The organism is Bradyrhizobium tropiciagri (assembly GCF_018130545.1).
Taxonomy (GTDB): domain Bacteria; phylum Pseudomonadota; class Alphaproteobacteria; order Rhizobiales; family Xanthobacteraceae; genus Bradyrhizobium; species Bradyrhizobium tropiciagri_A.
Map to the genome: position 1 here is coordinate 659,081 of NZ_JAFCKF010000001.1, position 22,088 is coordinate 681,168.

Here is a 22,088-nt window from a genome sequence, read left to right on the forward strand (position 1 = left end):
TGTTCCTTCAAAACCTGAAAGCGGACGTGACGACGACACGATGATTGCTGCCCACGGCATTGCTTTCGCCGTGGGCATATTCGACCTGTAACGTTCCGTTCGACAGGGTGCCGGGAACGGCACTGCCAAAGCGCACGCCGCCGCCAAACGCACTGGCGCGAGTCACCGGCACCTCGAGCGCCGTCGGCTTGACCTGGCGCACCTCGCCATAGGCGCCGAAGATGTAGGGCATGGCCACGGCGCCGAACGGCACGTTCTGGATCGGCAGCGTCCAGGGTGAGATCAGCTCGCCGCGCGTCACAAAGCCGCTGTCGCCGATGATCGATCCGGTATCGAATGCGGACAGGCTCGCGGTATCAGCGACGCTATAGCGCTCGCTGGCGAGCAGCGGCTGGCCGAACGAGGTCTGCGCGCGCACCGCCAGGTTGACCGCGAGATGCTCCATGAAACTCTGATAGTAGTTCAGCGATCCGTCGAGCTTCTGGAAGCTCGCATCGGCGCCCTGGCGCGACAACGGCAGTAGCACGGTAGCCTCGTTGAGGCCGCGGGCGCCAAGCCCGTCGATACCGAACGACGCCCGCAGCCGTCCGCTCAACGTCGCGCCCCAAGGCGTGTAGTAGTCGGCGTCCTGGGTGAAGCGAACGATGCGCAGCCTGTCGCGCGACAGCGGCACCGGATCGGCGCCGACGAACAGGCTGTTGGTTTCATCCTGTGCGTCGAAGGACAGCTCCTGGCTGTAATTGAGCATGCGGCTGCGCAGCCAGGAATAGCGCAGGCGCAGCGACATGCGCTCGAACAAATCCGTGGTTGCGACATTGGCCTGCGGCAGCGGCGTGGTGCGCGACTGGGTGTATTCCGGGTTGAAGCTGAGGCCGTCGATCCAGAGCGGGACCACCGCGCCGGCGGCCAGCGTGCGGTTGCGGGGATATGATCCGAAGAACTCGTCGCCTTCCGGATGGCCGTTGGCGCGCAGATAGATGAGCTCGCCGAGCCCGGCGACACTGTTGAAGTCGAGCCCGACGCCCCAGACGGTCTGTCCCAGCGCCTTCGACAGCGAATTGTCGATCGACACCATTCCGCTGACCGGTTGATAGCTGGCCTCGATGACCAGGACGGCTGCGCCCTGGCCCTCGCCGGGCGCGAGCGTCGAGCGCAGGATCACACCCGGCGTATCGCCCGCGAGCAGCAGCGCCCGCTCGATCTCGCGCTGGGTGACATGATGTTTGCCTTGGAGCGGGGCGAGTAATGAGCCGATGCGCCCGCGCACCCGTTCCGGAACGCCCTTGAGCTCGAGCCGCTGGATGTGACCGTCGATGACGACGAGCCGCAGCCGGCTGCCGTCGACGAGCTTCTGCGGTGGCAGGATGACGCGTGCCAGCACGTAGCCAGCCGCGGCGTACGCTGCTTCGAGGTCGCGCGCGGCGGCAAAGATCTCGGCGCCGGAAACGGGCTTGCCGATCAGCCGCGCTTCAAGCGCAGCGGTCGCGTTCCTGAGCTCAGAAAAGCCGCCTTCGACGCGAACGCCGGAAAGCCTGACGAACAGCTTCTCGGCGCCGGCGGGCGTGGCAAGCCCCGGTGCACCCGGCAGCGAGAAACCACCCGGTCGCTCGAGATTGGGCCGGAAGCTCGGCGGTGTGATCTGTGAGGCAGTCTGCGCAAACGCTGTAGATTCGTACGTCGCGGAGAACGCTAGGCCGGTGACGCAAGCTGCAGCGCATCGGATCCAGCGGGGCCTCGCTCGCAGGGAAAATCGAGGTCGCCATTCTTCCGTGAACATAATTTCTAACCGAAACAAAGCCCCAGGGCGGGATACAATCGCCCCGTCTTATCGGCAGGTGTTCGACAACACGCGAATAGGATTTGAACGGCCGTTCACATCCCCCACTCAGTAGCTTCAGTGTGGTAAAAAGGCCGACCATCCTGGATGGCCAAAGCACGTGCGTAGATCGATCAATCGATAGCGGATGGGACGTGCGTGGCCGCCGGTGATTCAACGTCCACTTCGATCGAGGTGGACGATGGCGAGAGCGCTCGGCGAGGACTTGCGGTTACGAGTCGTGAAGGCTGCGGATGAGGCTGCGTCAGGCCGCGGCACGGTTCGGCGTCCGAGCACGGTCGAGGCCGACGCTTTGGCTAACCCCGGCCTTCATCTTCGGAAAATGTCCTACGCAGCCGGTCGCTGGCTGCGACGAGGTGAGCGCGCATGGCATTCCCGGCTCCATCGCAATCACCGACGGCAATCGCATCTGCAATTGCTCGATGCTCCGAAACTGTCCTCTCCTTGGTTTCGGGAATATAGTAAGTCCTCGGATACCAGATCCGCACGATTGATTGAATTGTCGATCCGATGTTCTCGAAGATCGGGTTGCTAGCGGCCCGTGCGATCGCCAGATGAAACCGTGTATCGGCGTCCATGAAGGCACCGTGATCCATGGGCTCGGCGCCCATCTCATCAATACTGCTGCGCAGCTGCCTCAATAGTTCGTCGGTACGGTTGGCGGCAGCGCGACGCGCGCACTCCACCTCAATATGAGCGCGCACGTCGACGAAATCGTCGAGGTTGCCCTCACTCAAGAGCACGCCCCAGCGGAATGCGCCGGAGAGCAGCTCTGAGGTTGGCTCGCGCACAAACGATCCCTCTCCGGCCCGCGCCTCCAGCACGCCGAGAACGACAAGGCTCTTGACTGCCTCACGGATGGTCGACCGCCCGACTTCGAAACGGATCGCCAGCTCCTTTTCGGAAGGGATCAGATCTCCGGGTTTCCACACCCGTTTCATGATGAGGTCGGTAAGCGCCTTCACGATCTCCTGCGGCAGCGTTGCGCGGCTCACCGGCTTGATGAGCATCGTCGTATCCGTCGTCGGCGTGTCCCGCCCTGTACGTGCCGTCATCTTCAAACCGTCGCAAGCATGCAGATTTTCGCGTGTCGCCGCCGCGTCTAGTTCGCGTCCCTGCCGACCGGAGCGAGCATGGAACCTCCCTAAACCGCCTTGACACTGGATATCTCATAATATCAGATATTATGAATAACAAAAAGCAGGGATGAAAATGTCCAGGCAGCCTCTGTATTGCGGAGCGCCGCAAGGAGGGTCGATCCAGGTCCGCGGCGGCGCTGGCCGGATCGACGCGACTGATCAGGACGCTCACAGGAAGGGTGGCGCAGCCGTTGCTGCCGTCAGCACCCGCGGCTTGGTGCGGTCATCCGACCTCCGCGGCCAAGGTTGCGTGAGCCTCATCGTCAACGATAGCGACATCCTGGCGACGGCTCCGATGCCGCGTGCACTTTGGCATGCGCCGAATGGGACGCGGGCAAGATCCGGCCAGCCAAAACCCCGGGGGCTCGCAGCACCGCCGCCGCGTCGCGGGTCCGATCCCGCACTGCGGTCAACAGCTCACACAACCAACGAAGCAATCAAGAATTGATCGGGAGGACTCCATGCTCAAGCGACCGCATGAATATGCCTTGAGAGTTAGCCTCACACGGCTTGCCGTGCTCAGCGCGGTGCTCGTTCCGGCAACGATCGCGGCCGGATCAGCTATTGCCGAAACCCGCGCGGAGCCATTCCCCGCTTGGCCAGAACCTGTGATCCAGGAGAAGCTCTCCGTCGACGAAGCGAAGGCAATCGTCGCCGAACGCACCAAGCCGCAGACCGAATGGAAGGGGCCGACCAGCGGACCGAAAGCGCCTACAGGCGACTTCACCATCGCCTATGTCTCGCCAGACCAGTCATACACGCCGCATGTGCTATGGGGTAAAGGCGTCGAGGAAGGTGCCAAGGCTCTCGGTTGGAAGGTCATGACCTTCAACGGCCAGGGCACCGTGAGCGGCACGCTGGCCGCCATGCAGCAGGCGCTTGCCGCGAACCCAACCGCGATCGTCACTCCGGCGGACGCCAATGCGCTGCAAAAGCCCATCAAGGATGCAGTCGCCCGACACATCCCGGTGATTGGCATTCACGCCACTGCTTTCCCGGGCCCTAGCCCTGATCTTGGCCTCTATCACAACATCGTCTCGAATCCGGCCGAGATCGGCCAAACTGAAGCAGCCTACGTGATCGCCATGTCGGCGGGCAAAGCCCACAACATTCACATGGTCGATAACAGCTACGCCATCGCCCGCTTCAAGGCCAAGGCGACGACAACACCGATCGCCAACTGTTCAGACTGCAAGATGCTTGAGACCATCAACATGCCGCTCGGCGATGCCTCCGCGCGCATGAACGCGGCGGTGTCCGGCCTCCTTGCGCGTTACGGCGACAGCTGGTGGATGACCACGTGCTGCGACGGCTATTACACCAACGTCGCGGCCGCCCTCAGAGCGGCGGGCGCTTCCACCGACAAGATCAAGCTTGTGGGCGCCGACGCCCCGCCCTCCGCCTACGACATGATCCGCAAGGGTGGTTTTGAGGTGGCGAGCGTGCCGGAGCCAAGTTCCCTGTTCGGATACATGGCAGTTGACGCTGTGGTCCACGCCATGGCCGGTCAAGAGCCTGCGCACTTCGTGCAGCCCGTGTTCCTGATCGTGAAGGACAACGTGGACAGCGAGGGCGGCAAAAACAACGAGTTCGTTCCGAGCAACAATTTTGCTTGCCACTATGTCAACATCTGGAAGGGCACCAACACCGCGTGCAAGTGATGGCGATCGCGGTGGAGGCGGAGCGGCATGCCGCCCTCTCCACCGCTTCCTCCAAGACACTCAGGAAGACACTCAGGCCAACGCAACATGGCAACTGATGCGCAGCCCGCGATCGCGATCCGGGGCGTCACCAAACGCTTTCTGAGCACGCTCGCCCTCGACAGCGTCGACCTGACGATCGGTCGGGGCGAGATCCATGCGCTGGTGGGTGAGAATGGGGCCGGAAAGTCAACGTTGATCAAGATCCTCGCGGGGATCTATCCGCCCGACGCAGGCGAAATCGTTCTGGATGGACGCAGCCTCAATCCGCATCTCGAGCCCGTGCCGATCGCCTTCGTCCATCAGGATCTCGGTCTCGTCGACGAGCTGAGCATTGGCGAGAACGTGGCGCTGGTGGCCGGCTTTCCGCGACGCGGTGGGCTCATCTCGTGGAAAGATGTCTGGGAGCAAACCAAGCGTATTTATGCCGGCATGGCCATCGACCCTCCTGATCCACGCGCTCCGGTCGGATCCCTGAGCGCTGCAGGCAAGGCAATTCTCGGCGTTGTGCGCGCCCTGTCACGCGATGCGCGGATCGTGGTGCTCGATGAACCGACTGCCTCGCTGCCGGGGCCCGACGCATTGCACCTCTTCGAGGTGTTGCGGCGCCTGCGGGCGTCAGGCACGAGCATCCTGTATGTCAGCCACCGGCTCAACGAGCTGTTCGGCCTGGTCGACCGTGTCACAGTGCTGCGCGATGGCCGGAATGTGAGTTCTGGTTCGATCGACGGGCTGACCACGGAGACGATCGTGCGCGATATGCTCGGCCGCGACCTGCAGGTCCACCACGTCACTGCGGCAACCGGGCGCGAGGCGACACCTCTTCTCACCGTCGAGAATCTGTGCGCCGGCAACCAGGGACCGCTGTCGTTCACGGTCGGCAAGCACGAGATTGTCGGCCTTGTGGGATTACGCGGCGCCGGGCACGAGATTGTTGGCCGCGCGATCTTCGGCGCCAATTCTCACTCCGCGGGCACGATCAGACTTGCGGCCGATGTCATTCCCGCCGATCTGCCAATCAGCGCGCGGATCGGCAAGGGTATTGCCTTGCTTGCCGGCAACCGTCTTGTCGAAAGCACGCTTGGCGGCATGTCGGTGCGCGAGAATCTCTTTCCCAACGTTCATGCCGTATCAGGGGCACTGTTGAGGCCCATCGATACGGGGGCGGAGCTGAGGGCCGTGCGCGACGAGCTTGAGCGCTTTGACGTCCGCCCGCGCAGTGCCGCCGCGCTCATCGATTGGTTGAGCGGCGGAAATCAGCAGAAGATATTCGTGGGCCGCTGGCTGGCGACGGGTGCGAAGCTCTTCATCATGGAGGAGCCTACCGCAGGGGTGGACATCGGCGCAAAAGGCATCATCCACCGCACGCTGCGCAAGATTGCCGACGATGGCGCAGCAGTACTCGTCATTTCATCCGATTTTGAGGAAGTCGCCACCCTTTGCGATCGCGCACTGGTCATGGGGCGCGGCAAGATCACCTCCGAGTTGACCGGCTCGACGCTGACCCTTGAAGGGCTTCTCACCCGTTCATCCATGGCAGGTGGTCAGAGCGAGCGGGTGCATTGATGGCAGAGAGGGATATGACGGAGACCACATTCCAGCACAGCACGGCTTCGCCTCCCCGTCAGGCAGCGCCGTCGGGCGCTCTATCCAATCTGGTGGCCACCTATGGCCTCCTGTTCGTCTTCGCTCTGGTCATGCTGGTGTTCGGCGTGCTGAGGCCTTCGAGCTTCTTCAGCGCCATTAACATCAACACGATCCTGGTCAGCCAGTCGGTGACGGCCATGCTGGCGCTCGCGGAAATGGTCCCGCTCGCCACAAAGCAATTCGACTTGTCGATCGGCTACCACCTCGGCATGGCACAGGTGCTGGCCGTCGGCTTGCAGGTCAACCAGGGCCTGGGCTGGCCGGAAGCGGCGGCACTGATCCTTTTGCTGTCGGTCATAGTCGGCCTCAGCAACGGCTTGCTGGTCAGCGTCTTCCGCATTGACTCCTTCATCGCAACGATGGGAACGGGAACGCTGCTCTTTGGCGTGACCAACTTCTATTCCAACGGCGAGCAGATCAGCGGCTTGAACCTTTCGGTCAGCTTCACCAACCTCACGCAGATTGTTCACGGCATACCGCTGCCGGCGGTCTATGTCGCGATCATCTCCCTCGTACTTTGGATCGTGACCGAGTACCTTCCCATCGGCCGCAATCTCTACGTGATCGGAGCCAATGTCCGTGCGGCAGAACTCACGGGCATCAACGTGCGTCGCCACATCATCGGTGCCTTTATCGTATCGGGCCTGCTCAGCGGCTTTGCCGGCATCGTGCTCGGCAGCATTCTACAAACGGGCACGCCGAGCGTCGGCCCGGAATATCTGCTGCCTGCGTTTGCGGCGACGTTGCTCGGAGCAACGTCGATCAAGCTTGGACGCGTGAATGTCATCGGGACGCTTCTGTCGGTGCTACTGCTGGCCTTCTCGTTCTCGGGAGTTCAACAACTCGGCGCCCCGTTCTACATCCAGTACTTCTTCAACGGTGGGATCCTTATTGTTGCAGTGGGCCTGTCCGTCTACGCCACGCGACGACGTCAGCGCGCTGCCACGACCACCCGCTCGCAAAAGACCTAACCAGGGAGGATGCCCATGGACCCATTCGAGGTCTACGACAAGCGCTTCGTGCAGTACACCATACCGATCGTTTTCCTGGAGAAGCTGCATACCGGCCTGCGGTGGGCCGAGGGACCGGTCTACTTCGCCGATCAGCGCAGCCTCCTGTTCAGCGACCTGCCGAGCAACCGGATGCTGCGTTACGATGAGGAGACCGGACAGGTCTCCGTGTTCCGTAACGACTCCAACTTTTCCAATGGAAACACCCGCGACCGCGAAGGGCGGCTCGTAACCTGCGAGCATCGCGGGCGTCGGGTGACGCGGACCGAATATGACGGCACGATCACGGTTCTGGCCGATCGATACGAAGGCAAGCGCCTCAACTCGCCCAACGATATCGTGGTGAAGTCGGATGGCACCGTTTGGTTCACCGATCCCACCTACGGCATCAGCGCCGAGTACGAAGGCAGCAAAGCCGAAAGCGAGATCGGGAGCTGCAACGTCTACCGCTTCGATCCGCGCGACGCCAGCTTGCGCGTCGTTGTCGACGACTTCAAACGACCCAACGGACTTGCGTTCTCACCGGATGAGAAGATTCTCTATGTTGCGGACTCCGGCTTCTGGCCCAACCCCGACTGGCCTCATCACATTCGAGCATTCGACGTGGCAGACGACGAGCGGCTGCGCAACAGCCGCGTTCTCGCCGAAATCGCCCCGGGCATCCCGGATGGCTTCCGCGTCGACGTTGACGGAAACGTATGGACCAGCTCGGGCGATGGCGTACGCTGCATCACGCCGGGCGGCGACATTATCGGCAGAATTCCCGTGCCGGAGAAGACTGCGAACGTGTGCTTCGGTGGGCCGAAGCGCAATCGCCTCTATATCTGCGGCCACACCTCACTCTACGCGATCTATGTGAACACCCGCGGAGCGCAGACGCTCTAAGCACCTCCAGGGTTCATCAGGATATTGTCATGACACGGATTGCGTTGATCGGAGCCGGCGTCGTCGGCTCGTCCTGGTCGTTTGTCTTTGCGCGAGCGGGCTTCGAGGTCGCACTCTACGATGCCGATTTGGCCTCTGCCGAGCGCGTACCCGCCTTCGTGCGGACAGCGGCTGCCAGCTTCGAGACGTTGGGCCTCGTCCTGCCTGAGTCTGCGGAAACGATCGCTGCGCGGGTCAAACCGGCGAAGAGCATCGAGGATGCGCTCGCTGGCGTGGACTACGTCCAGGAAAGCGTGCCTGAGCGGCTTCCCATCAAGATCGAGCTCTACAGGACGCTAGACTCCCTGGCCGCGCCACAGGTGGTCCTCGCGAGCTCGACATCGGGCCTCCCCGCCTCGGCTTTCACAGAGAGTATGGCGACGCGCGAGCGTTGCCTCGTCGTCCATCCAATCAATCCGCCCCACCTTATCCCTCTGGTGGAGATCGTCCCGTCGCCATGGACGAAACTGGATGTGGTGGAGCGTGCCCAAGGCCTGATGCTGCGCATCGGCCAGTCTCCGATCCAGTTGCGGCGTGAAATCAACGGCTTCGTGGTCAATCGGCTGCAGAGCGCGCTGCTCGGCGAAGCCTTCCGCCTGGTGGAAGACGGTATCGTGGATGCAGAAGAGGTCGATCGGGCGATTGCCGACGGTCTCGGACTGCGCTGGAGCTTCATGGGTCCATTTCAGACCATCGACCTCAACGCCAAGACCGGCATCGCGGAATACTGCCGTAACCTTGGCCCGATGTATCACGCTCTCGCCAAGGAGCAGGCGGATCCACGGCCTTGGTCTGACGAGCTGGTCGCAACGATCGAAGACACGCTGCGCAAGCGAACGTCAGCAGCGGACATCCCAGCGAAGCAGCGGTGGCGCGACGATTTCCTCGCGAAACTGGTCGACTTCAAGAGGCGCTAAGTCGGGCTCCGCCGCGCCGAACGGCATCGTCTCGATCAACAAGACCACTTGATGCCGATATTTGCGGCCATCACCGCCTCACTGATTCAAGATCGGCGGAATATCCTTCGCGTCCCGCCGGCCCGGCAGCGAGCTGAGATAGGCGTGGATGTCGGCGGCGTCCTTGTCCGAGAGCACGTCGGCGGAGAACGACGGCATGTCGTTCGGCGCCTCGCGCAGGAAGGCGATGAAGGACTCCACCGGCAACGCGATCTGCGCCAGCGCCGGCGTCAGGTAATTGAAGCGGCCGCCCTGCCCGGCGCGGCCGTGGCATTCGAAGCAGCCATCGGCAAGATAGAGCCGCTTGCCGTTGACGGGATCGCCGGCCGGCGCATCCTCGGCGCGCGATGCCGCGACGCCACCGGCGATAGCGAAAGCCGCCGCGATCGCGGTGACGGCGGCCAGGCGTTTCACAGATCCGATCATCATCGCCATCCCCGCTTCACCGCTGATCCATCACGACGTCGAGCAGCGCCGGCTGGCCACTCTTGACCATGGCGATGGCGCGCTTCAGCGCCGGCGCCAGCGCGTTCGGATCACTGATCGGCCCCTCGCCATAGACGCCGAACCCCTTGGCGACGGTCGCATAGTCGACGAACGGATCCTTCAGCGTGGTGCCGATATCGGCGTTGGTGATGCCGCGGCCGAGGCGCGCCGCCATCGCCTGCAGATACATGTATTCCTGATGATAGGCGCGGTTGTTGTGCACGATGTAGAGCATCGGAATCTGATGATGCGCTGCGGTCCACAGCGTCGACGGCACGAACATGAAGTCGCCGTCGCCGCCGATCGCAACCGTAAACCGGCCGCGCCGCTTGTTGGCGAGCGCGGCCCCGAGCGAAGCCGGCAGCGTGTAGCCGACACCGCCGCCGCCGGCGAGACCGTTCCATTGATACGGCTTGGTGAAATTCCACAGCCGATGCGGCCATGCCAGGCCGATCGAGGTGCCGACCAGCGACCAGTCCTCATCCTTGATCTGGCTGTAGAGCTCGGCGCACAGCCGCGCGGTGGTGATCGGGCTCGCGTCCCAACCGATCGTGGCGTCAAGCTTCGCCTGCTCGACGGTGGCGAGCTTGGCCGCCGCAAGCTTCTTGCCGCGCGCGTCGAACGCGGCCTTGCGGCCCTCGTCGATGCCGCGTTTGACCTGCTCGATCAGGGTCGGCAGGCTCGCCTCGGCGTCCCCCGCAATATCGAGGTCGACGTCCTGGTAGCGGCCGAGATCCTGATAGTTGGCCTTCATGTAGAGACCGCGGGTACCGAGCGTGACGATCTTGGCGGTCTTCTTGTAGCGCGGCTCGGAGGTGCGCACGATGCGATCGTGGAAATCACTCAGCGAGCCCCAGATGTCGTTGACCTCCATCGCCACAATGAGATCGGCCTGCGACAGGATCGAGCGGCGGAACGACTGGTTCAGCGGGTGGCGCGAGGGGAAGTTCATCCGCCCGTAATTGTCGATCACGGCGCATTGCAGGGTTTCCGCAAGCTCCACCAGGCGCGGCATGCCGGCCGGCGTGCGCGCCATCCGATCGCACAGGATCACCGGATTGTCAGCTGCGACCAGCATCTTGGCGAGCTGCGCCAGCGCCGCATCGTCGCCCTGCGGCGGGATCGCCGGGGTGAATTTCGGAATCCGCAGGCGGTCGCGATTCTCGATCGGATTCTCCTGCAGCTCCTGGTCGAGCGACAGCATCACCGGCGCCATCGGCGGCGTGGTCGATATCTTGTAGGCGCGCAGCGCGGATTCCGCGAAGTGCTGCAGCGAGGCCGGCTGGTCGTCCCATTTGACGAAGTCGCGCGTCAGCGCCGCGGGATCGATCGCCGAATGCGGCCATTCGGCGCCCGGTGCACGCTTGTCGGCCTCCATGATGTTGCCGCCCATCACGATGACGGGGACGCGGTCGCACCAGGCGTTGTACATCGCCATCGAGGCATGCTGCAGCCCGACCACACCGTGGCAGATCATCGCGAGCGGCTTGCCTTCGATCTTGGCGTAGCCCTGACCCATATGCACCGCGATCTCTTCATGCGGGCAGGTGATGATCTCCGGCTTCTTGTTGCCGCCATGATTGATGACGGCCTCGTGCAGCCCGCGGAAGCTCGAGGCGCAGTTCATCGCGAGGTAATCGATGTCGAGTGTCTTCAGCACGTCGACCATGAAGTCGCCGCCGCTCGAGCTCTGGTTGACCGATCGGCCGGCGGCGGCATCGCGTCCGCGGCCGCGAGCTTCGGGCCTGGCAACGCAGCCTTAAGCGCTCCCTTGGGCCGTTGGTCCGGAAATGCCGACATCGCGGTGTTGGCCGCGGCCGGCGTGCCCAGCGCCGCGGCACCCGCGATGGTTGCACCCTTCAGAAAATTGCGGCGGCCCGCATCGGGCGCGCCGTCGCGGCGCCTGCTGCTGCGTTTCGACATGGATTCCTCTCCGGGAACGTGACCAGATGCCTACGAGCTGTTTGCTTGTTGGCAGCAATGTCGACCCGGAGCTCGGGAGGCGTCAATACACAGTCGCGTAAGCGTGCGGCTTCGGCCGGACACCTCTCACGAAACAGCATGGCAAAGGCGCGAAGCGCCGCGCCGGCCTAGCGCGCCAGCGCTGCGATCAGCTCGACCTCGATCGCTGCGTTACGCGGCAGCTGCGCGACGCCGACGCTGGTCCTGGTGTGCAGGCCGCGCTCCGGACCGAACAGCTCGATGATGAGTTCCGATGCGCCGTCGGCGACCGCCGTCTGACCGCTGAAATCCGCGGCGCTGTGCACGAACACGGTGAGCTTCAAGATCTGCGTGACATTGTCGAGCGACCCGAGATGCGCCTTGATCGCGGCCAATCCGCGGATCAGCGCCAGCCGCGCGCCGCGCTTGGCTTCCTCCAATGTGACATCGCGGCCGACCTGCCCGACGACATGCACCTTGTCGCCGTCGCGCGGCAGCTGACCACTGACGTAGATGGTGTCGCCGTGGACCACCACCGGAGCATAGGCGCCGCCGGCCGCCGCCGAGATCGGCAGCTCGATTTTGAGTTCGTTCAGACGTTGCTCAAGTTTCACGATTGTCCGCCAGCGAGCTGGCCTCCTCTGGGGAGAGCGCCGCGGCTTCACGCACCGTCGATAGGCGCGAAACTGCTCTCTGTGCGTTTGCGATAACCGAGTTCCCGGCGAGGCGGTACCTCAGATATTGCTCTCGGAGCAATTGCGCCGGGCCGAACCGCGCCTGAAGGGTTTCGGCGCGGCCGCCAGACGCAAATCACCGTCATATTTTGGCCATACCCCGTTTCTTAAAGGCCCGGGCGGGCCATGTCCCCGCCTCTGTTTTGCGTCGCTCGACCGATGCGGTCGCTTCGCAACCCAATCGCAGATCATCGCTGCGCTCCTCCCACAATCAGGATGGTCTGCCAACAACAAGAGGACTTTGTAATGCGTAAAACTCTTGCGGCTGTCGCCGTGCTCCTGGCCTTTGCTTCATCTGCTGCCGAAGCCCGCGGCCGTCACCATCATCATCGTCATTATGCCCATTCCGGTCGGCCGGCAGCCTGGTGCGGCTGGTTCATGCGCACGCAAGTCGGCAGCGATCCTGGTCCGCAGTACAATCTGGCGCGATCCTGGGCGCGCTACGGCAGCAATGCCGGCGGCCCTTCGGTCGGCGCGATCGTGGTTTGGCGTCATCACGTCGGCAAGATCGTGGGTCACGAGAACGGCCAGTGGATCGTCACCAGCGGCAACGACGGACACGCCGTGCGCACGCGGCCGCGCTCGCTCGCCGGCGCCATCGCGTTCCGCAACGCTTACGCTTCGTTCTAAGGAACTTTGCTTCAGCGCTGATATTCGAGCGTGCGATGCCGAGCGGTATACGAACCGTTCATCATCGCCGCCTACGCTGCGGCGGGGTTTCGCCCTGAAGCCCTCAGACGGGCGCCGTCACCTGTGTTGACCAGGTGGCGGCGCTTTTTCAAGGAATGCACTCGCTTGCCTCGGAAACCGAAAAAAGTCGCGACTGATTCCAAGACTGCGACTACCAAGACTGCGAGTTCCAAGGCTGCGCCTTCCAAGGCCGATTCCTACGAGACTGTTTCTGACAAGACTGCTTCTTATTGGTCGGCCGCCTATGTCAGCTTCTGCAACGGCATGACTGTGTTCGCCGTGACCAGCGGCGTTCTCGGATTTCTCCTGGTCGCCAAGCGCTATCTGTGAGCGTCAGCGCTTTCCGAGGCTCTTGAGGTAAGCGCAGAACATGTCGGCCATGGCATCGGCATAACTCTCGATCTCGGCCCGGCTTCGCGGACTCTCCGAAAAATCCTTGCCGACCGTGCTCAGGGTCGTCGTGATCAGATCGCCCGCCGTTGCGCGGATCGCGCCGGATGCCTTCGGCAATGCCTCGTGCATGAACACCTCGACGGTGCGTGCGCCCGACGCCCGCGCTTCGCGTGCCTCGGGCGCATCGCGATAGAGCGGCGCGGCGTCGCTGAGCGCGCCGCGCACCGCGGCCTCCTCGCATTCGGAACGGATGAACGCGTGCACCAGCGCTCGCAGCCGCTGCAACGGCGGGCGCCCGGTATCTTCGAGAATCTCGCGCAGCAGGCCGGTGGTCTGCCGCCACTCGTCGCTCTGCAGCCGGAATAGGATCGACGCCTTGTTCGGAAAGTACTGATACAGCGAGCCGACGCTGACGCCGGCCTTCTCGGCCACCCGCGCCGTTGTGAAACGCTGCGCACCCTCCTTCGTCAAAACCTGAACAGCCGCCTCGAGAATCGCCGCAACGAGCTCGGTCGAGCGCGCCTGTTGCGGCTGTTTTCGCGAGGAAACTGAAGAGCTTCGCCGCTTGGTCATGGACGCCTTATGGACACTTTGGTGAATGCGATTAGCGAATGCGAATAATTATTCGTATTTCAGGCGCGGCGCAAGAACGCGCCGCTGACAGACCGGAGACCACATGACCACTCTCGTTTCACCTGAACTCGCGGGCCTGCTCGATCGCCTGTTCGCGCAAGCTTCCGCCGCGGCGGAAGCAACCCAGCTCGCGGTGGCCGACCTTTCCGACGAGGAACGGGCACGCCTGATGAGGAGCAAGACCGACTATCGCGCGCTCTACGGTCGCCTCAACAACGTGCCGCTCGCGGTCTCGCGCGAGACCGGCGCGCTGCTCTACATGCTGGCGCGCGGCGCGCGGGCGCGGACCATTGTCGAGTTCGGCACCTCGTTCGGCATCTCGACCCTGCACCTCGCCGCCGCGCTCCGCGACAACGGCGGCGGGCGGCTGATCACCAGCGAATTCGAACCGTCCAAGGTTGTGCGTGCGCGCGACAACCTCGTCGCCGGCGGGCTTGATGACCTGGTCGAGATCCGCGAGGGCGACGCGCTCACGACGCTGCGCACCGATCTGCCCGATACGATCGACCTCGTGCTGCTCGACGGCGCCAAGGCGCTGTATCCCGACATCCTCGATCTGGTGGAGAGCCGCCTGAAGCCCGGCGCCTTCATCGTCGCCGACAATGCCGACCATAGCCCCGACTATCTGGCGCGGGTGCGCACGCCGGCCAACGGCTACCTGTCAGCGCCGTTCGGCGAAGATGTCGAGCTGTCGATGCGGCTGGGTTGACGCGGATGCCGGCAGAGCGCGCTCAGGCCTTCTTTATCTTGTCGACGATCGCGGACAGCTGCGCGCGCTTTGCGGCATCGGTCACCTGCGCGACGCTGGTTTCGAGGTCCCTTAGCACGGTATCGACCTCCCATTTGGCCTTGCCTTCGGCAATCACATCGTCCGCAAGGTCGTTGGCTTTGTCGGGCTCGCCCAGGTCAAATGCCGCGACAAGCAGCGTCGGGCGGTACCATCTGTCGGCGATCTGCAGCCGCCTGGCGCGCTCACAAGCAGCGATAACTGCACGAAGGGTCGTCTGCGCGCGCTCCTCATCACCCGTCTTTCCGCGCGCACGATAGAGCCGCGGCAGATTGCTGGAGCAATAATAGGCGTTAAGATCAAGGTCCATTCCGTGCTCATAACAATCGATCGCCTTGGCCTGGGCTTGCTTGCGCTCGGACGCGCTGGCCGTGGGAGCATCGGAGAGACGCTTGTAGCGACCACCCATCAGGCCAAAGCGTTCCGGTGTCGGTCCTGCGAGATCAATCAGCGTCTGGATTTCGGCAATGGCCCGAACATCGTCCCCAATCTGGGCAACGGCGAATGCGCGATTTTCCTGCACTTCCGGTTCGTTCATGAAACGCTTGGGGAGCCCGCGGATGTAGTCCAGCACGGCGTTCCAATCAGCCTTGGTATCGACGCAGTCGCGCAACAACAGTAACAACGCGAGGGCCTTCGCGTAGCTCAGGGGTGGATTTCCCTCCGCGGCGATCAGTGCCTGCGCGCGCTTCAAGCGCTCGGCCTCGGGTGCAGCGCGCACCGCCCGGATCTTGGTCTGGAATTCGGCTTGCTCGGCGAGTTGGTCCCGCATGGTTATCGCCTTCTCCGGATCGACCTTGCACGGATAGCCAGGAATCGACTGGTGCATCGGCGAAACTCCGTCACGGCGCGCCTCGATTTGATCCTTGATTGCGCTCTGCACGGCGGTGGCGGTTGCCTCGGTGATCTCTCCCTCAGGCAGCGGGTATCGAATGGTTCGCATCTGCGCGACATCGAACAGCGGCTTGGACCAATCGGCCGCGAGCAGGACGCACCCCGTTTCGTGCGATGCGTGACGAATGCCAACCTCGTAGTACACGTTGCCGTTCGGGATCGTCATGTCCGCCAGCACGAGATCGGCGAAGTAGAGCCGCTCCAGCATCTCGCTGATAATCAACGCGCTGGTATCTTGATCAGCGCGCACCGGCTCGTACTTCAACGCCTTGATGACCGGAACGTAGCATCGATCCCACAGCGCGTTGAAATCAATCTCGGCCGGCCCACGTCCTGGCTCAGCCTGGGTCGGCTTGCGGCCATAAGGCATGATCATGAAACATGACGGCATCTTGCAATTCCTTCATTCCCATAATTTTCTCGTATCCAACCAGTAGATCCACGTCGTCTTGCGGCCGGCCTCTTCCATCAGGTGCTTCGCGCCGCCGGGGCCATCACCGCCCTCGCCGTTCCACAGGCAGATGAAGGCCATTTTCTCGCCGCCGAATCGCGCAGCGCGCTCCAGCATCCATTGATTGTCGCGCTCGTAGGCGTTCTCGCCGGCCGGCAGCGGCCCGAGCTCGTCGGGCATGACATGGAGCGTCGCCTGCGATTTGGCCGCGAAATACCGCGCGCGCCAATCGCCGCCGGCGAAATCCACCGAGCCGGCAAGAAAGGTCGGCTCGTCAAACGGGATGTAGATTTCAAGCTGCATGCGCTTCGCGAGCGCGGCTTCGGCAAACAACAGGTCGCCGCCGCAAGCGCCGCCGCAGATTGCAAGATCGCCTTCACGGACCCCGATCCGCTCGAGCGCGGCAGCAATCGCAACGGCCGCCTTAGGCGCCTTGTCAGGTGGAAAGCGTGGCGTTTTTCGATCCGGCGCATCGACCATGTGACCGCTGAAGAGAACCACCGTGTTCGGTGACTTGGCGTCTTGTTCCGTGGCCATCGCGACACCTCGACTCATGACTGGATCATTGCGTCCAGGTGCCGAACTTAGCTGAAGGCGAAATCCTTGTCGAAGTCGGGATCGGCGTGTCGTGACGCCGCCCCGCGCGGCATCATGTGAGATCGAAGGCCTGCGGGAAATGGCCCGGCTTGACCTGTTCCTGCGCAGCGCGACGTCCGATCGCGGCGAGTTCGTCCATGTTCTTCGGGTCGTCCATCGCCGCGACCTTCGCCAGCGCGTCCGGCGTCCGCTCGATGTCGAGTTCCTTCTGGAGCCAGACGGTCTCCAGCTGCACATTGTAGCGCGCATAGGTCGCGAGTTGCGGCCCGCTCTCACTGTCCGCAATCATATCGGTCACCGCGCGGTCGATCGGCCACGGCGTCAGGCAATTGGTCAGCCATTGCAGCATGCCGTGATTGTGCCGGCTGCAATCGTCCATGAGCGACTGCAGCGAGCGCACGCCCTGCTCCGCCGCCGGCATGTGGACGATCTGCTCCGTCGAATAGGTCGACCGGAATTCGCCCGTACCGGCCGAGATCAAGAGCAGTCTGTCCTTGCCGGTATGCCAGCGAAAGCCGTGGCCATGGAGTGCCGCGAGCATCAAGAGCTGCAGGGCCGGATCGTTGAACGGGCTGACGCCACCGTCGACGAAGGCGCCGCTGACCTTACTGCCGTCGCGCGAGGAGATCGTGATCTCCTGAGGTTTGAAATAGGTTGGCGCCGCGGTCGAGGCGCGAACCACCTCGGTCAGCCGCAACGCGCCGTCCTGCTTGGCAAAGACCGCGTCCGGGTTGTTGTGCAGCGGCCAGGGACTGCCGGTATCGAGCCGCTTGGTCATGATCATCAAGCCGGTGCGGATGCGATCGCCGCCGAGCACGGTGTCGGCGCCGAGCTGCGCATCAAGCGCGTGCTGCAAGGCGTCGGAATTGAATTTCGGCGCCACCAGCCCCCGCCGCCAGAATGATTCCTGGAAAATGTCCGTACCGATCCCGCGATACAGCGTCTTCAAAGCGTCGACGGTCATACCGCAGGCAAGTCCGGCCGCGATGATCGATCCCGTCGAGGTGCCGCCGATCAGATCGAAATAGTCGCACAGCAACAGGTCGTTGTTGTTGTACCGCTTGCGCAGCTGCGCCTCGATCGCGGCCAGATATTCCAGCGTCAGGATGCCGCGAATGCCGCCGCCGTCGAGCGCCAGGATCCGCTTCGGCCCGGCATCGCGATCGAGATGCTGCTGCTTGGTCTTCGGCATGATTGCCCCCGCAGAACAATGAGGTTGGCTGCTTTCGACACGGCCGACCGATCGCGGCCGAAGGCTCAATTGGTTGCGCTTCCGAGCGCGAACGGCACCCGGTCATGACATGAGCGATGCACCAGACCGATACACCGACTTGTTGACGATTTTATCCATTCGACGCCGGAGCACGGCAATTTTCGCGTGCGCGGCTCCCCGCGGCAAACATCATGCACCCCATACACCCTAAGGTATAGTGAGGTAGTTCACTGGCAGGAGACTTTTCTTTTTCTCAGCCAGCGACCGCCAATTTCAAGAGCGGGCTATCATTCAATCCGCAGCGAGACGCGCACGAGACCCGGCCAGCCGTCGCACCAATTCATGCAGATCGGATTTTGCCATGCCAAACGATTTCTCGGTCTTTATCAGCCATCGCGCCGAAGACAGATTTCTAGCTCGCCTGCTGAAGGCGCGACTCGAATATCTCAGCAGCCTGGACGGCCAGCGTCCGGTGGAATGCTTCGTCTGCGAGGAAATCCCCGGCGGCTCGGAATGGCGGCAATGGATGATCGACAATACGGCGAGGGCCGATTGCCTGATCTTCATCCACACCAATGCCGAGCACAATTGGACCTGGTGCGCGTCCGAGATTTCCCAGTTCGACGGCTACAAGCGCGCGCTGAAGCTTACCTCGAAGGTGCTGTGGTTCTCGGTTGACGCATCGCCTTCGTTTCCGATGCTGGCGGAGAACGAGTTCTACGGCATCGGCGAAGACGACGTCCGGCGGTTTCTCGAAGATTTGTTCGTGAAGCCGACCTTCGGCGTCGCCCCGCTCAGGCCACGGCTGAATGCCAACCACGCCCGCGACTTCAACGAGGCGGCGAAGGATCTGCACGCGCAGTTCATGCAGATCACCCGGCCCGAGGAGCTGTTCCGCCTGCGACTGCGCATCGTGTTCAGCGACGAGCTGTCATTCCGGCAGAAGGCCGAGACGCTGATGGCATTGCCCCCTGCGGACCGCGCGCGTGGCTTCCTGAAGGATGCGAAACTCGAGACGGACGCTGCCACCACCACGCTGCTGTCCGGTCCCGATACGGCCGATCTCGACTGGGAGGACCTGCTCAGCGCGCAGAACCGGTACGACAGCGGTGCCTGGCTCGACGAACTGACGAGCTATGTCGCGAACTCGTTCGCCGACGTGGATGTTGCCAGCCGGCGCAGCCGCGAGCAGGTCCTGAGCCCGATCTTCCGCGATCTGAAACTGTATCAGCCGGTCATCGCCCGGCTCGAATATCTCGACAACACACCGTTCTCGGTCGTCATCATCTTCGTGCCGATGCCGCCATTCAGCGAGGATCCAAGGCTGATGGTTGCGCAGAACATGCCGAAGGACATCGTCTTCCTGTCGATCCTGCTGCGGCTGGCGCGGCGCTTCCGATGGTCGTTCCTCGAGCCGTTGTACAACGCCGTCGAGGGGCTGGACGATGACTTCACCGCCAAGCGATGGGACGACCTGCTCGCGCGCTACCACGAATGCCTGGACAACCTGGATTCGATCCTGCGGCAGGGCAACATGCGCGAGCTCGAAACCGTCGGCGACATCAAGTCGACGATCAACATCTCCGACGATGCTCTCCTGAGGGAGATGTTCAAGGATTGGGGGACGTTTCAGGCCCGGCTTGCGCAGGCCATCGAGAAGAAGTCGCCCGGCGATGTCAGGCAGACCCTGGAGCCCTGGCTGAAGCGCAACAAGGATTTCATGAAGCAGCTGCTGGTCGAAACCCAGAGCAAGGTGGAGAAGCTGCGGCCGCTGGAGGCGCGCTGAAGCTCGGCTCGACCGCCGGTCGACCGACCTCTGCGCTCAGATCATCGAGGCGACGCGCTCGAGGCCGATCAGGCGCGCCAGCGAGCGGACCTCGTTCTTCTGGTCCTCGCGCAGCTGGAACAGCAGCGGCATCGCCGCCGATTTCAGCTGCTGGACCTCCTCGGAGTCCGGATCGATCGGCATGGTGCCCGCGGCGGGATCGCCCTGGCGCTTGGCGTGGATCTTGCGGGCGACGGCGCGCAGCGCGGTCTCGACCGCCGGCCAGTAATATTCCTGCGACGACGACAGCTTGAGCCGGTCCTTGATGCCGGCGATCTGCGCATCGCTGAGCAGCGCATAGGTCTTTTGCGGAGCCGGCTTGGCGGCGGCCTTGGGCTTCGGCGGCGCTGCGGGTGCGACCGGCGCGGGCTCGGCGACCTTCGGCTGGACGGCATCGACGGGGTCGTTGAGCTTCGGCAGGCCGATATCGGCGGGCTCGGCCGATGCGTAAGCCTGGCGCACCGTATCGGTCGCGCCCGGAATCGCGGCTTGCGCACGCAGCAGCAGCGGCGACGGGCTGGCGGGAGCTTCAGCCGGCTTAGGCACCTCAAACTTGGGCACTTCAAAGGAGGCAAGTGTCGTGACCGCGAGCTTGTCCTGCTTGCTGGCGCGGTTGGCGACCGGACCGACATCGGCCTGCGCCGCCGGAAGGCTGTCACGGCCCAAAATGGCTGTGATCGCGGCTCCGGCGAGGAGGAAGCAGGTCAGGGCGGCGAGGGTGATGGCTCTGGTCAAAAATTACTCCATTGCCGGCCGGTGTCACCGCAAACTGCGCGCGAAATGCGGCGTTAGCGTGCCGTGACGGCGCCAAATAGGTGAAATCGTCCCGAAACGGCCCGAATAATCAGGCTGCGGCGTCAAGCTCATAGGCTTCCTGGATGTCGGCGACGATCTCATGCGCCGTCCACAGCGCGCCAGGCTGGATCGCATGCATGCTGACCGTCCAGTTGGTGCGGCGGGTACGCGGCGTGCTGACGATGTCGAACTCAACCTGACGGCACAGCGGATGCCGCTGCAGGGCGTAGAACACCCGGGTCCGGAGCTCATCGAGCGAGGCCGGGGTCTTCGAGAGCGCCTCAAAAGCCATGTCGCATTCCCACAACTGCCAGGCGGCCGGCCGTGGCGGCAGACCATCCCGTGACGCATAGTTGGGACTGGCATGGTTAATGCCGCGTTAAGCGGACAGGCGGGACTTGAATGCTCAGGCGAGCCGCACCCGCGCGCTCGCCGCCGCGTACTCCGCGACGGTCTGTGCCACGAGCTCGTCGACGCCGAGCACCCCGGTTACCCCCGAGGTGGAGTGACCGCCGCTCCAGATGTCGCGCCAGCGTTTCGGGCGGCTTTCGCGGGCGCCGATGTCGATGTCCTTGCCGATGTCGATCGCGCCGCGCGCCGGCAGGTCGTCGGGATCAAGTCCCGCGGCCTCGATCGAGGGCCGCAGCATGTTGGTCTGCAGGCCGGTGAACGCCGTCGTCAGCAGGATGTCGTCGGCAGTCGCATCGACCAGCATCTGCTTGTACCTGTTGTCCGCCATGCTCTCACGCGTCGCGATGAACTTGGTGCCCATGTAAGCGAGGTCGCAGCCGAGCGCCTCTGCGGCGCGCAGCGCGTGGCCGTCGCTGATGCCGCCGGCGAGCACGATCGGGCCGTCGAAGAATCCGCGCACCGCGCGGACGAACACGAACGGATTGAGCCAGCCGGTCTGTCCGCCGGCGCCCGCGGTGAGCAGCACGAGCCCGTCGGCGCCCGCCGCGACCGCGCGCTCGGCATGGCGGATCGACGCAACGTCGGCAAACACCCGTGCACCGGCTTCGTGCAGTGGCGCGAGCACCGGCGCCGGCGAGCCGACCGAAGTGATCACGAGCTCGGGCTTGTGCCGCAACAGCACTGCGAGATCCTGCGCCAGTCTCGTGTTGGAGCGATGCACGATCAGGTTCGGGCAGATCGGCGCCGCCGCTTTGCCGCTGGCATCTTCGTGCGCCTGCAAGCGACCCTCGATATCGCCGAGCCATGCATCGAGCTGTTCCGTCTCACGGCAATTCACCGTCGGAAACGAACCGATCACGCCGTTGCGGCAGGCGGCTACCACCAGCTCGACACCCGAGACCAGAAACATCGGCGCCGCAATCAGCGGCAACCGAAGACGATCGCGAAAACGCGCGAGAGGATCAGCGGACAATTGCGTCTTCCCATCATCATTGTGTTAGCTTTGCCGCAACATTGGCACGCGA

22 protein-coding genes are annotated in these 22,088 nt (G+C 63.5%); 9 read left to right on the forward strand and 13 right to left on the reverse strand.

All coding sequences use genetic code 11. From position 1 onward, the window contains the following. Positions 1-7 precede the first annotated feature (7 nt). Positions 8-1,777, reverse strand: coding sequence for a ShlB/FhaC/HecB family hemolysin secretion/activation protein (locus JQ616_RS03215; protein WP_212012173.1), 1,770 nt, complete (start codon positions 1,775-1,777; stop codon positions 8-10). A gap of 356 nt (positions 1,778-2,133) precedes the next feature. Further along, on the reverse strand, positions 2,134-2,847 hold the full coding sequence (locus JQ616_RS03220; RefSeq protein WP_212012174.1) for a FadR/GntR family transcriptional regulator: 714 nt from the start codon (positions 2,845-2,847) through the stop codon (positions 2,134-2,136). A gap of 590 nt (positions 2,848-3,437) precedes the next feature. Between JQ616_RS03220 and JQ616_RS03225 the strand changes: the two genes are divergently transcribed. From JQ616_RS03225 to JQ616_RS03245, 5 genes are all read left to right on the forward strand, one after another. Next, positions 3,438-4,637, forward strand: coding sequence for a substrate-binding domain-containing protein (locus JQ616_RS03225; RefSeq protein WP_212012175.1), 1,200 nt, complete (start codon positions 3,438-3,440; stop codon positions 4,635-4,637). Between the two features lie 87 nt (positions 4,638-4,724). Further along, entirely contained in the window at positions 4,725-6,242 is a 1,518-nt protein-coding gene (locus tag JQ616_RS03230; RefSeq protein WP_212012176.1) for a sugar ABC transporter ATP-binding protein, read from the forward strand. A 14-nt stretch (positions 6,243-6,256) separates the two neighbouring features. Further along, the gene (locus JQ616_RS03235; protein ID WP_212012178.1) at positions 6,257-7,294 is read left to right on the forward strand and encodes an ABC transporter permease; all 1,038 of its coding nucleotides are present in this window, start codon (positions 6,257-6,259) and stop codon (positions 7,292-7,294) included. Positions 7,295-7,303: 9 nt separating this feature from the next. Next, on the forward strand, positions 7,304-8,218 hold the full coding sequence (locus JQ616_RS03240; RefSeq protein WP_212012180.1) for an SMP-30/gluconolactonase/LRE family protein: 915 nt from the start codon (positions 7,304-7,306) through the stop codon (positions 8,216-8,218). Positions 8,219-8,247: 29 nt separating this feature from the next. Further along, entirely contained in the window at positions 8,248-9,174 is a 927-nt protein-coding gene (locus JQ616_RS03245; RefSeq protein ID WP_212012182.1) for a 3-hydroxyacyl-CoA dehydrogenase, read from the forward strand. A 78-nt stretch (positions 9,175-9,252) separates the two neighbouring features. Here the strand turns inward: JQ616_RS03245 and JQ616_RS03250 are convergent, their stop codons facing one another. The 4 genes from JQ616_RS03250 to JQ616_RS03265 all read right to left on the reverse strand — a co-directional run bounded on the left by JQ616_RS03250 (position 9,253) and on the right by JQ616_RS03265 (position 12,254). Further along, a complete protein-coding gene (locus tag JQ616_RS03250) occupies positions 9,253-9,642 on the reverse strand; it encodes a c-type cytochrome (protein ID WP_212012184.1) in 390 nt (129 codons plus the stop codon). A gap of 13 nt (positions 9,643-9,655) precedes the next feature. Continuing rightward, the gene (locus JQ616_RS03255) at positions 9,656-11,368 is read right to left on the reverse strand and encodes a thiamine pyrophosphate-binding protein (protein WP_212012186.1); all 1,713 of its coding nucleotides are present in this window, start codon (positions 11,366-11,368) and stop codon (positions 9,656-9,658) included. Beyond that, complete coding sequence (locus JQ616_RS03260) at positions 11,353-11,622, reverse strand: twin-arginine translocation signal domain-containing protein (protein ID WP_212012188.1); 270 nt, start codon at positions 11,620-11,622, stop codon at positions 11,353-11,355. Before JQ616_RS03260 ends, JQ616_RS03255 begins: the two co-directional genes overlap by 16 nt. A gap of 167 nt (positions 11,623-11,789) precedes the next feature. Next, on the reverse strand, positions 11,790-12,254 hold the full coding sequence (locus JQ616_RS03265) for a RidA family protein (RefSeq protein WP_212012190.1): 465 nt from the start codon (positions 12,252-12,254) through the stop codon (positions 11,790-11,792). 366 nt (positions 12,255-12,620) lie between these two features. Between JQ616_RS03265 and JQ616_RS03270 the strand changes: the two genes are divergently transcribed. Both JQ616_RS03270 and JQ616_RS03275 read left to right on the forward strand, forming a co-directional pair. Then, positions 12,621-13,004, forward strand: coding sequence for a hypothetical protein (locus JQ616_RS03270; protein ID WP_249136360.1), 384 nt, complete (start codon positions 12,621-12,623; stop codon positions 13,002-13,004). A 165-nt stretch (positions 13,005-13,169) separates the two neighbouring features. Further along, on the forward strand, positions 13,170-13,394 hold the full coding sequence (locus JQ616_RS03275; RefSeq protein ID WP_212012192.1) for a hypothetical protein: 225 nt from the start codon (positions 13,170-13,172) through the stop codon (positions 13,392-13,394). A 3-nt stretch (positions 13,395-13,397) separates the two neighbouring features. Here the strand turns inward: JQ616_RS03275 and JQ616_RS03280 are convergent, their stop codons facing one another. Next, the gene (locus JQ616_RS03280) at positions 13,398-14,030 is read right to left on the reverse strand and encodes a TetR family transcriptional regulator (RefSeq protein ID WP_212012194.1); all 633 of its coding nucleotides are present in this window, start codon (positions 14,028-14,030) and stop codon (positions 13,398-13,400) included. Between the two features lie 103 nt (positions 14,031-14,133). Between JQ616_RS03280 and JQ616_RS03285 the strand changes: the two genes are divergently transcribed. Beyond that, positions 14,134-14,799 (forward strand): O-methyltransferase, encoded by a 666-nt coding sequence (locus tag JQ616_RS03285; protein WP_212012196.1) that lies wholly within the window; start codon positions 14,134-14,136, stop codon positions 14,797-14,799. Between the two features lie 22 nt (positions 14,800-14,821). On the opposite strand, the gene JQ616_RS03290 is transcribed toward JQ616_RS03285, so the two are convergent. The 3 genes from JQ616_RS03290 to JQ616_RS03300 form a co-directional block, all read right to left on the reverse strand. Continuing rightward, positions 14,822-16,162 (reverse strand): TRAFs-binding domain-containing protein, encoded by a 1,341-nt coding sequence (locus tag JQ616_RS03290; protein ID WP_212012198.1) that lies wholly within the window; start codon positions 16,160-16,162, stop codon positions 14,822-14,824. 12 nt (positions 16,163-16,174) lie between these two features. Further along, positions 16,175-16,759, reverse strand: a complete 585-nt coding sequence (locus JQ616_RS03295; protein ID WP_212012200.1) for a hypothetical protein — start codon at positions 16,757-16,759, stop codon at positions 16,175-16,177. A gap of 112 nt (positions 16,760-16,871) precedes the next feature. Beyond that, positions 16,872-18,011: a patatin-like phospholipase family protein gene (locus JQ616_RS03300; protein ID WP_212012202.1), complete on the reverse strand. Its 1,140-nt coding sequence runs from the start codon at positions 18,009-18,011 to the stop codon at positions 16,872-16,874. A gap of 382 nt (positions 18,012-18,393) precedes the next feature. On the opposite strand from JQ616_RS03300, the gene JQ616_RS03305 reads away from it, so the two are divergent. Then, entirely contained in the window at positions 18,394-19,818 is a 1,425-nt protein-coding gene (locus JQ616_RS03305) for a toll/interleukin-1 receptor domain-containing protein (protein ID WP_212012204.1), read from the forward strand. A gap of 36 nt (positions 19,819-19,854) precedes the next feature. Here the strand turns inward: JQ616_RS03305 and JQ616_RS03310 are convergent, their stop codons facing one another. From JQ616_RS03310 to JQ616_RS03320, 3 genes are all read right to left on the reverse strand, one after another. Next, positions 19,855-20,592, reverse strand: a complete 738-nt coding sequence (locus tag JQ616_RS03310; RefSeq protein ID WP_212012206.1) for a hypothetical protein — start codon at positions 20,590-20,592, stop codon at positions 19,855-19,857. Between the two features lie 109 nt (positions 20,593-20,701). Then, positions 20,702-20,944, reverse strand: a complete 243-nt coding sequence (locus JQ616_RS03315; RefSeq protein ID WP_212012207.1) for a hypothetical protein — start codon at positions 20,942-20,944, stop codon at positions 20,702-20,704. Positions 20,945-21,058: 114 nt separating this feature from the next. Next, entirely contained in the window at positions 21,059-22,036 is a 978-nt protein-coding gene (locus JQ616_RS03320) for an NAD(P)H-dependent flavin oxidoreductase (protein WP_212012209.1), read from the reverse strand. Between the last annotated feature and the right edge of the window lie 52 nt (positions 22,037-22,088).

Bases quoted from the DNA above. Each gene is read 5' to 3' on its own strand.
- JQ616_RS03225 (WP_212012175.1), top strand. From the start codon at position 3,438: ATGCTCAAGCGACCGCATGAATATGCCTTGAGAGTTAGCCTCACACGG.
- JQ616_RS03280 (WP_212012194.1), bottom strand. From the start codon at position 14,030: ATGACCAAGCGGCGAAGCTCTTCAGTTTCCTCGCGAAAACAGCCGCAA.
- JQ616_RS03215 (WP_212012173.1), bottom strand. From the start codon at position 1,777: ATGTTCACGGAAGAATGGCGACCTCGATTTTCCCTGCGAGCGAGGCCC.
- JQ616_RS03230 (WP_212012176.1), top strand. From the start codon at position 4,725: ATGGCAACTGATGCGCAGCCCGCGATCGCGATCCGGGGCGTCACCAAA.
- JQ616_RS03250 (WP_212012184.1), bottom strand. From the start codon at position 9,642: ATGATGATCGGATCTGTGAAACGCCTGGCCGCCGTCACCGCGATCGCG.
- JQ616_RS03255 (WP_212012186.1), bottom strand. From the start codon at position 11,368: ATGGTCGACGTGCTGAAGACACTCGACATCGATTACCTCGCGATGAAC.
- JQ616_RS03295 (WP_212012200.1), bottom strand. From the start codon at position 16,759: ATGGCCACGGAACAAGACGCCAAGTCACCGAACACGGTGGTTCTCTTC.
- JQ616_RS03305 (WP_212012204.1), top strand. From the start codon at position 18,394: ATGCCAAACGATTTCTCGGTCTTTATCAGCCATCGCGCCGAAGACAGA.
- JQ616_RS03220 (WP_212012174.1), bottom strand. From the start codon at position 2,847: ATGCTCATCAAGCCGGTGAGCCGCGCAACGCTGCCGCAGGAGATCGTG.
- JQ616_RS03240 (WP_212012180.1), top strand. From the start codon at position 7,304: ATGCCCATGGACCCATTCGAGGTCTACGACAAGCGCTTCGTGCAGTAC.
- JQ616_RS03245 (WP_212012182.1), top strand. From the start codon at position 8,248: ATGACACGGATTGCGTTGATCGGAGCCGGCGTCGTCGGCTCGTCCTGG.
- JQ616_RS03285 (WP_212012196.1), top strand. From the start codon at position 14,134: ATGACCACTCTCGTTTCACCTGAACTCGCGGGCCTGCTCGATCGCCTG.
- JQ616_RS03270 (WP_249136360.1), top strand. From the start codon at position 12,621: ATGCGTAAAACTCTTGCGGCTGTCGCCGTGCTCCTGGCCTTTGCTTCA.
- JQ616_RS03315 (WP_212012207.1), bottom strand. From the start codon at position 20,944: ATGGCTTTTGAGGCGCTCTCGAAGACCCCGGCCTCGCTCGATGAGCTC.
- JQ616_RS03300 (WP_212012202.1), bottom strand. From the start codon at position 18,011: ATGCCGAAGACCAAGCAGCAGCATCTCGATCGCGATGCCGGGCCGAAG.
- JQ616_RS03290 (WP_212012198.1), bottom strand. From the start codon at position 16,162: ATGCCGTCATGTTTCATGATCATGCCTTATGGCCGCAAGCCGACCCAG.
- JQ616_RS03235 (WP_212012178.1), top strand. From the start codon at position 6,257: ATGACGGAGACCACATTCCAGCACAGCACGGCTTCGCCTCCCCGTCAG.
- JQ616_RS03260 (WP_212012188.1), bottom strand. From the start codon at position 11,622: ATGTCGAAACGCAGCAGCAGGCGCCGCGACGGCGCGCCCGATGCGGGC.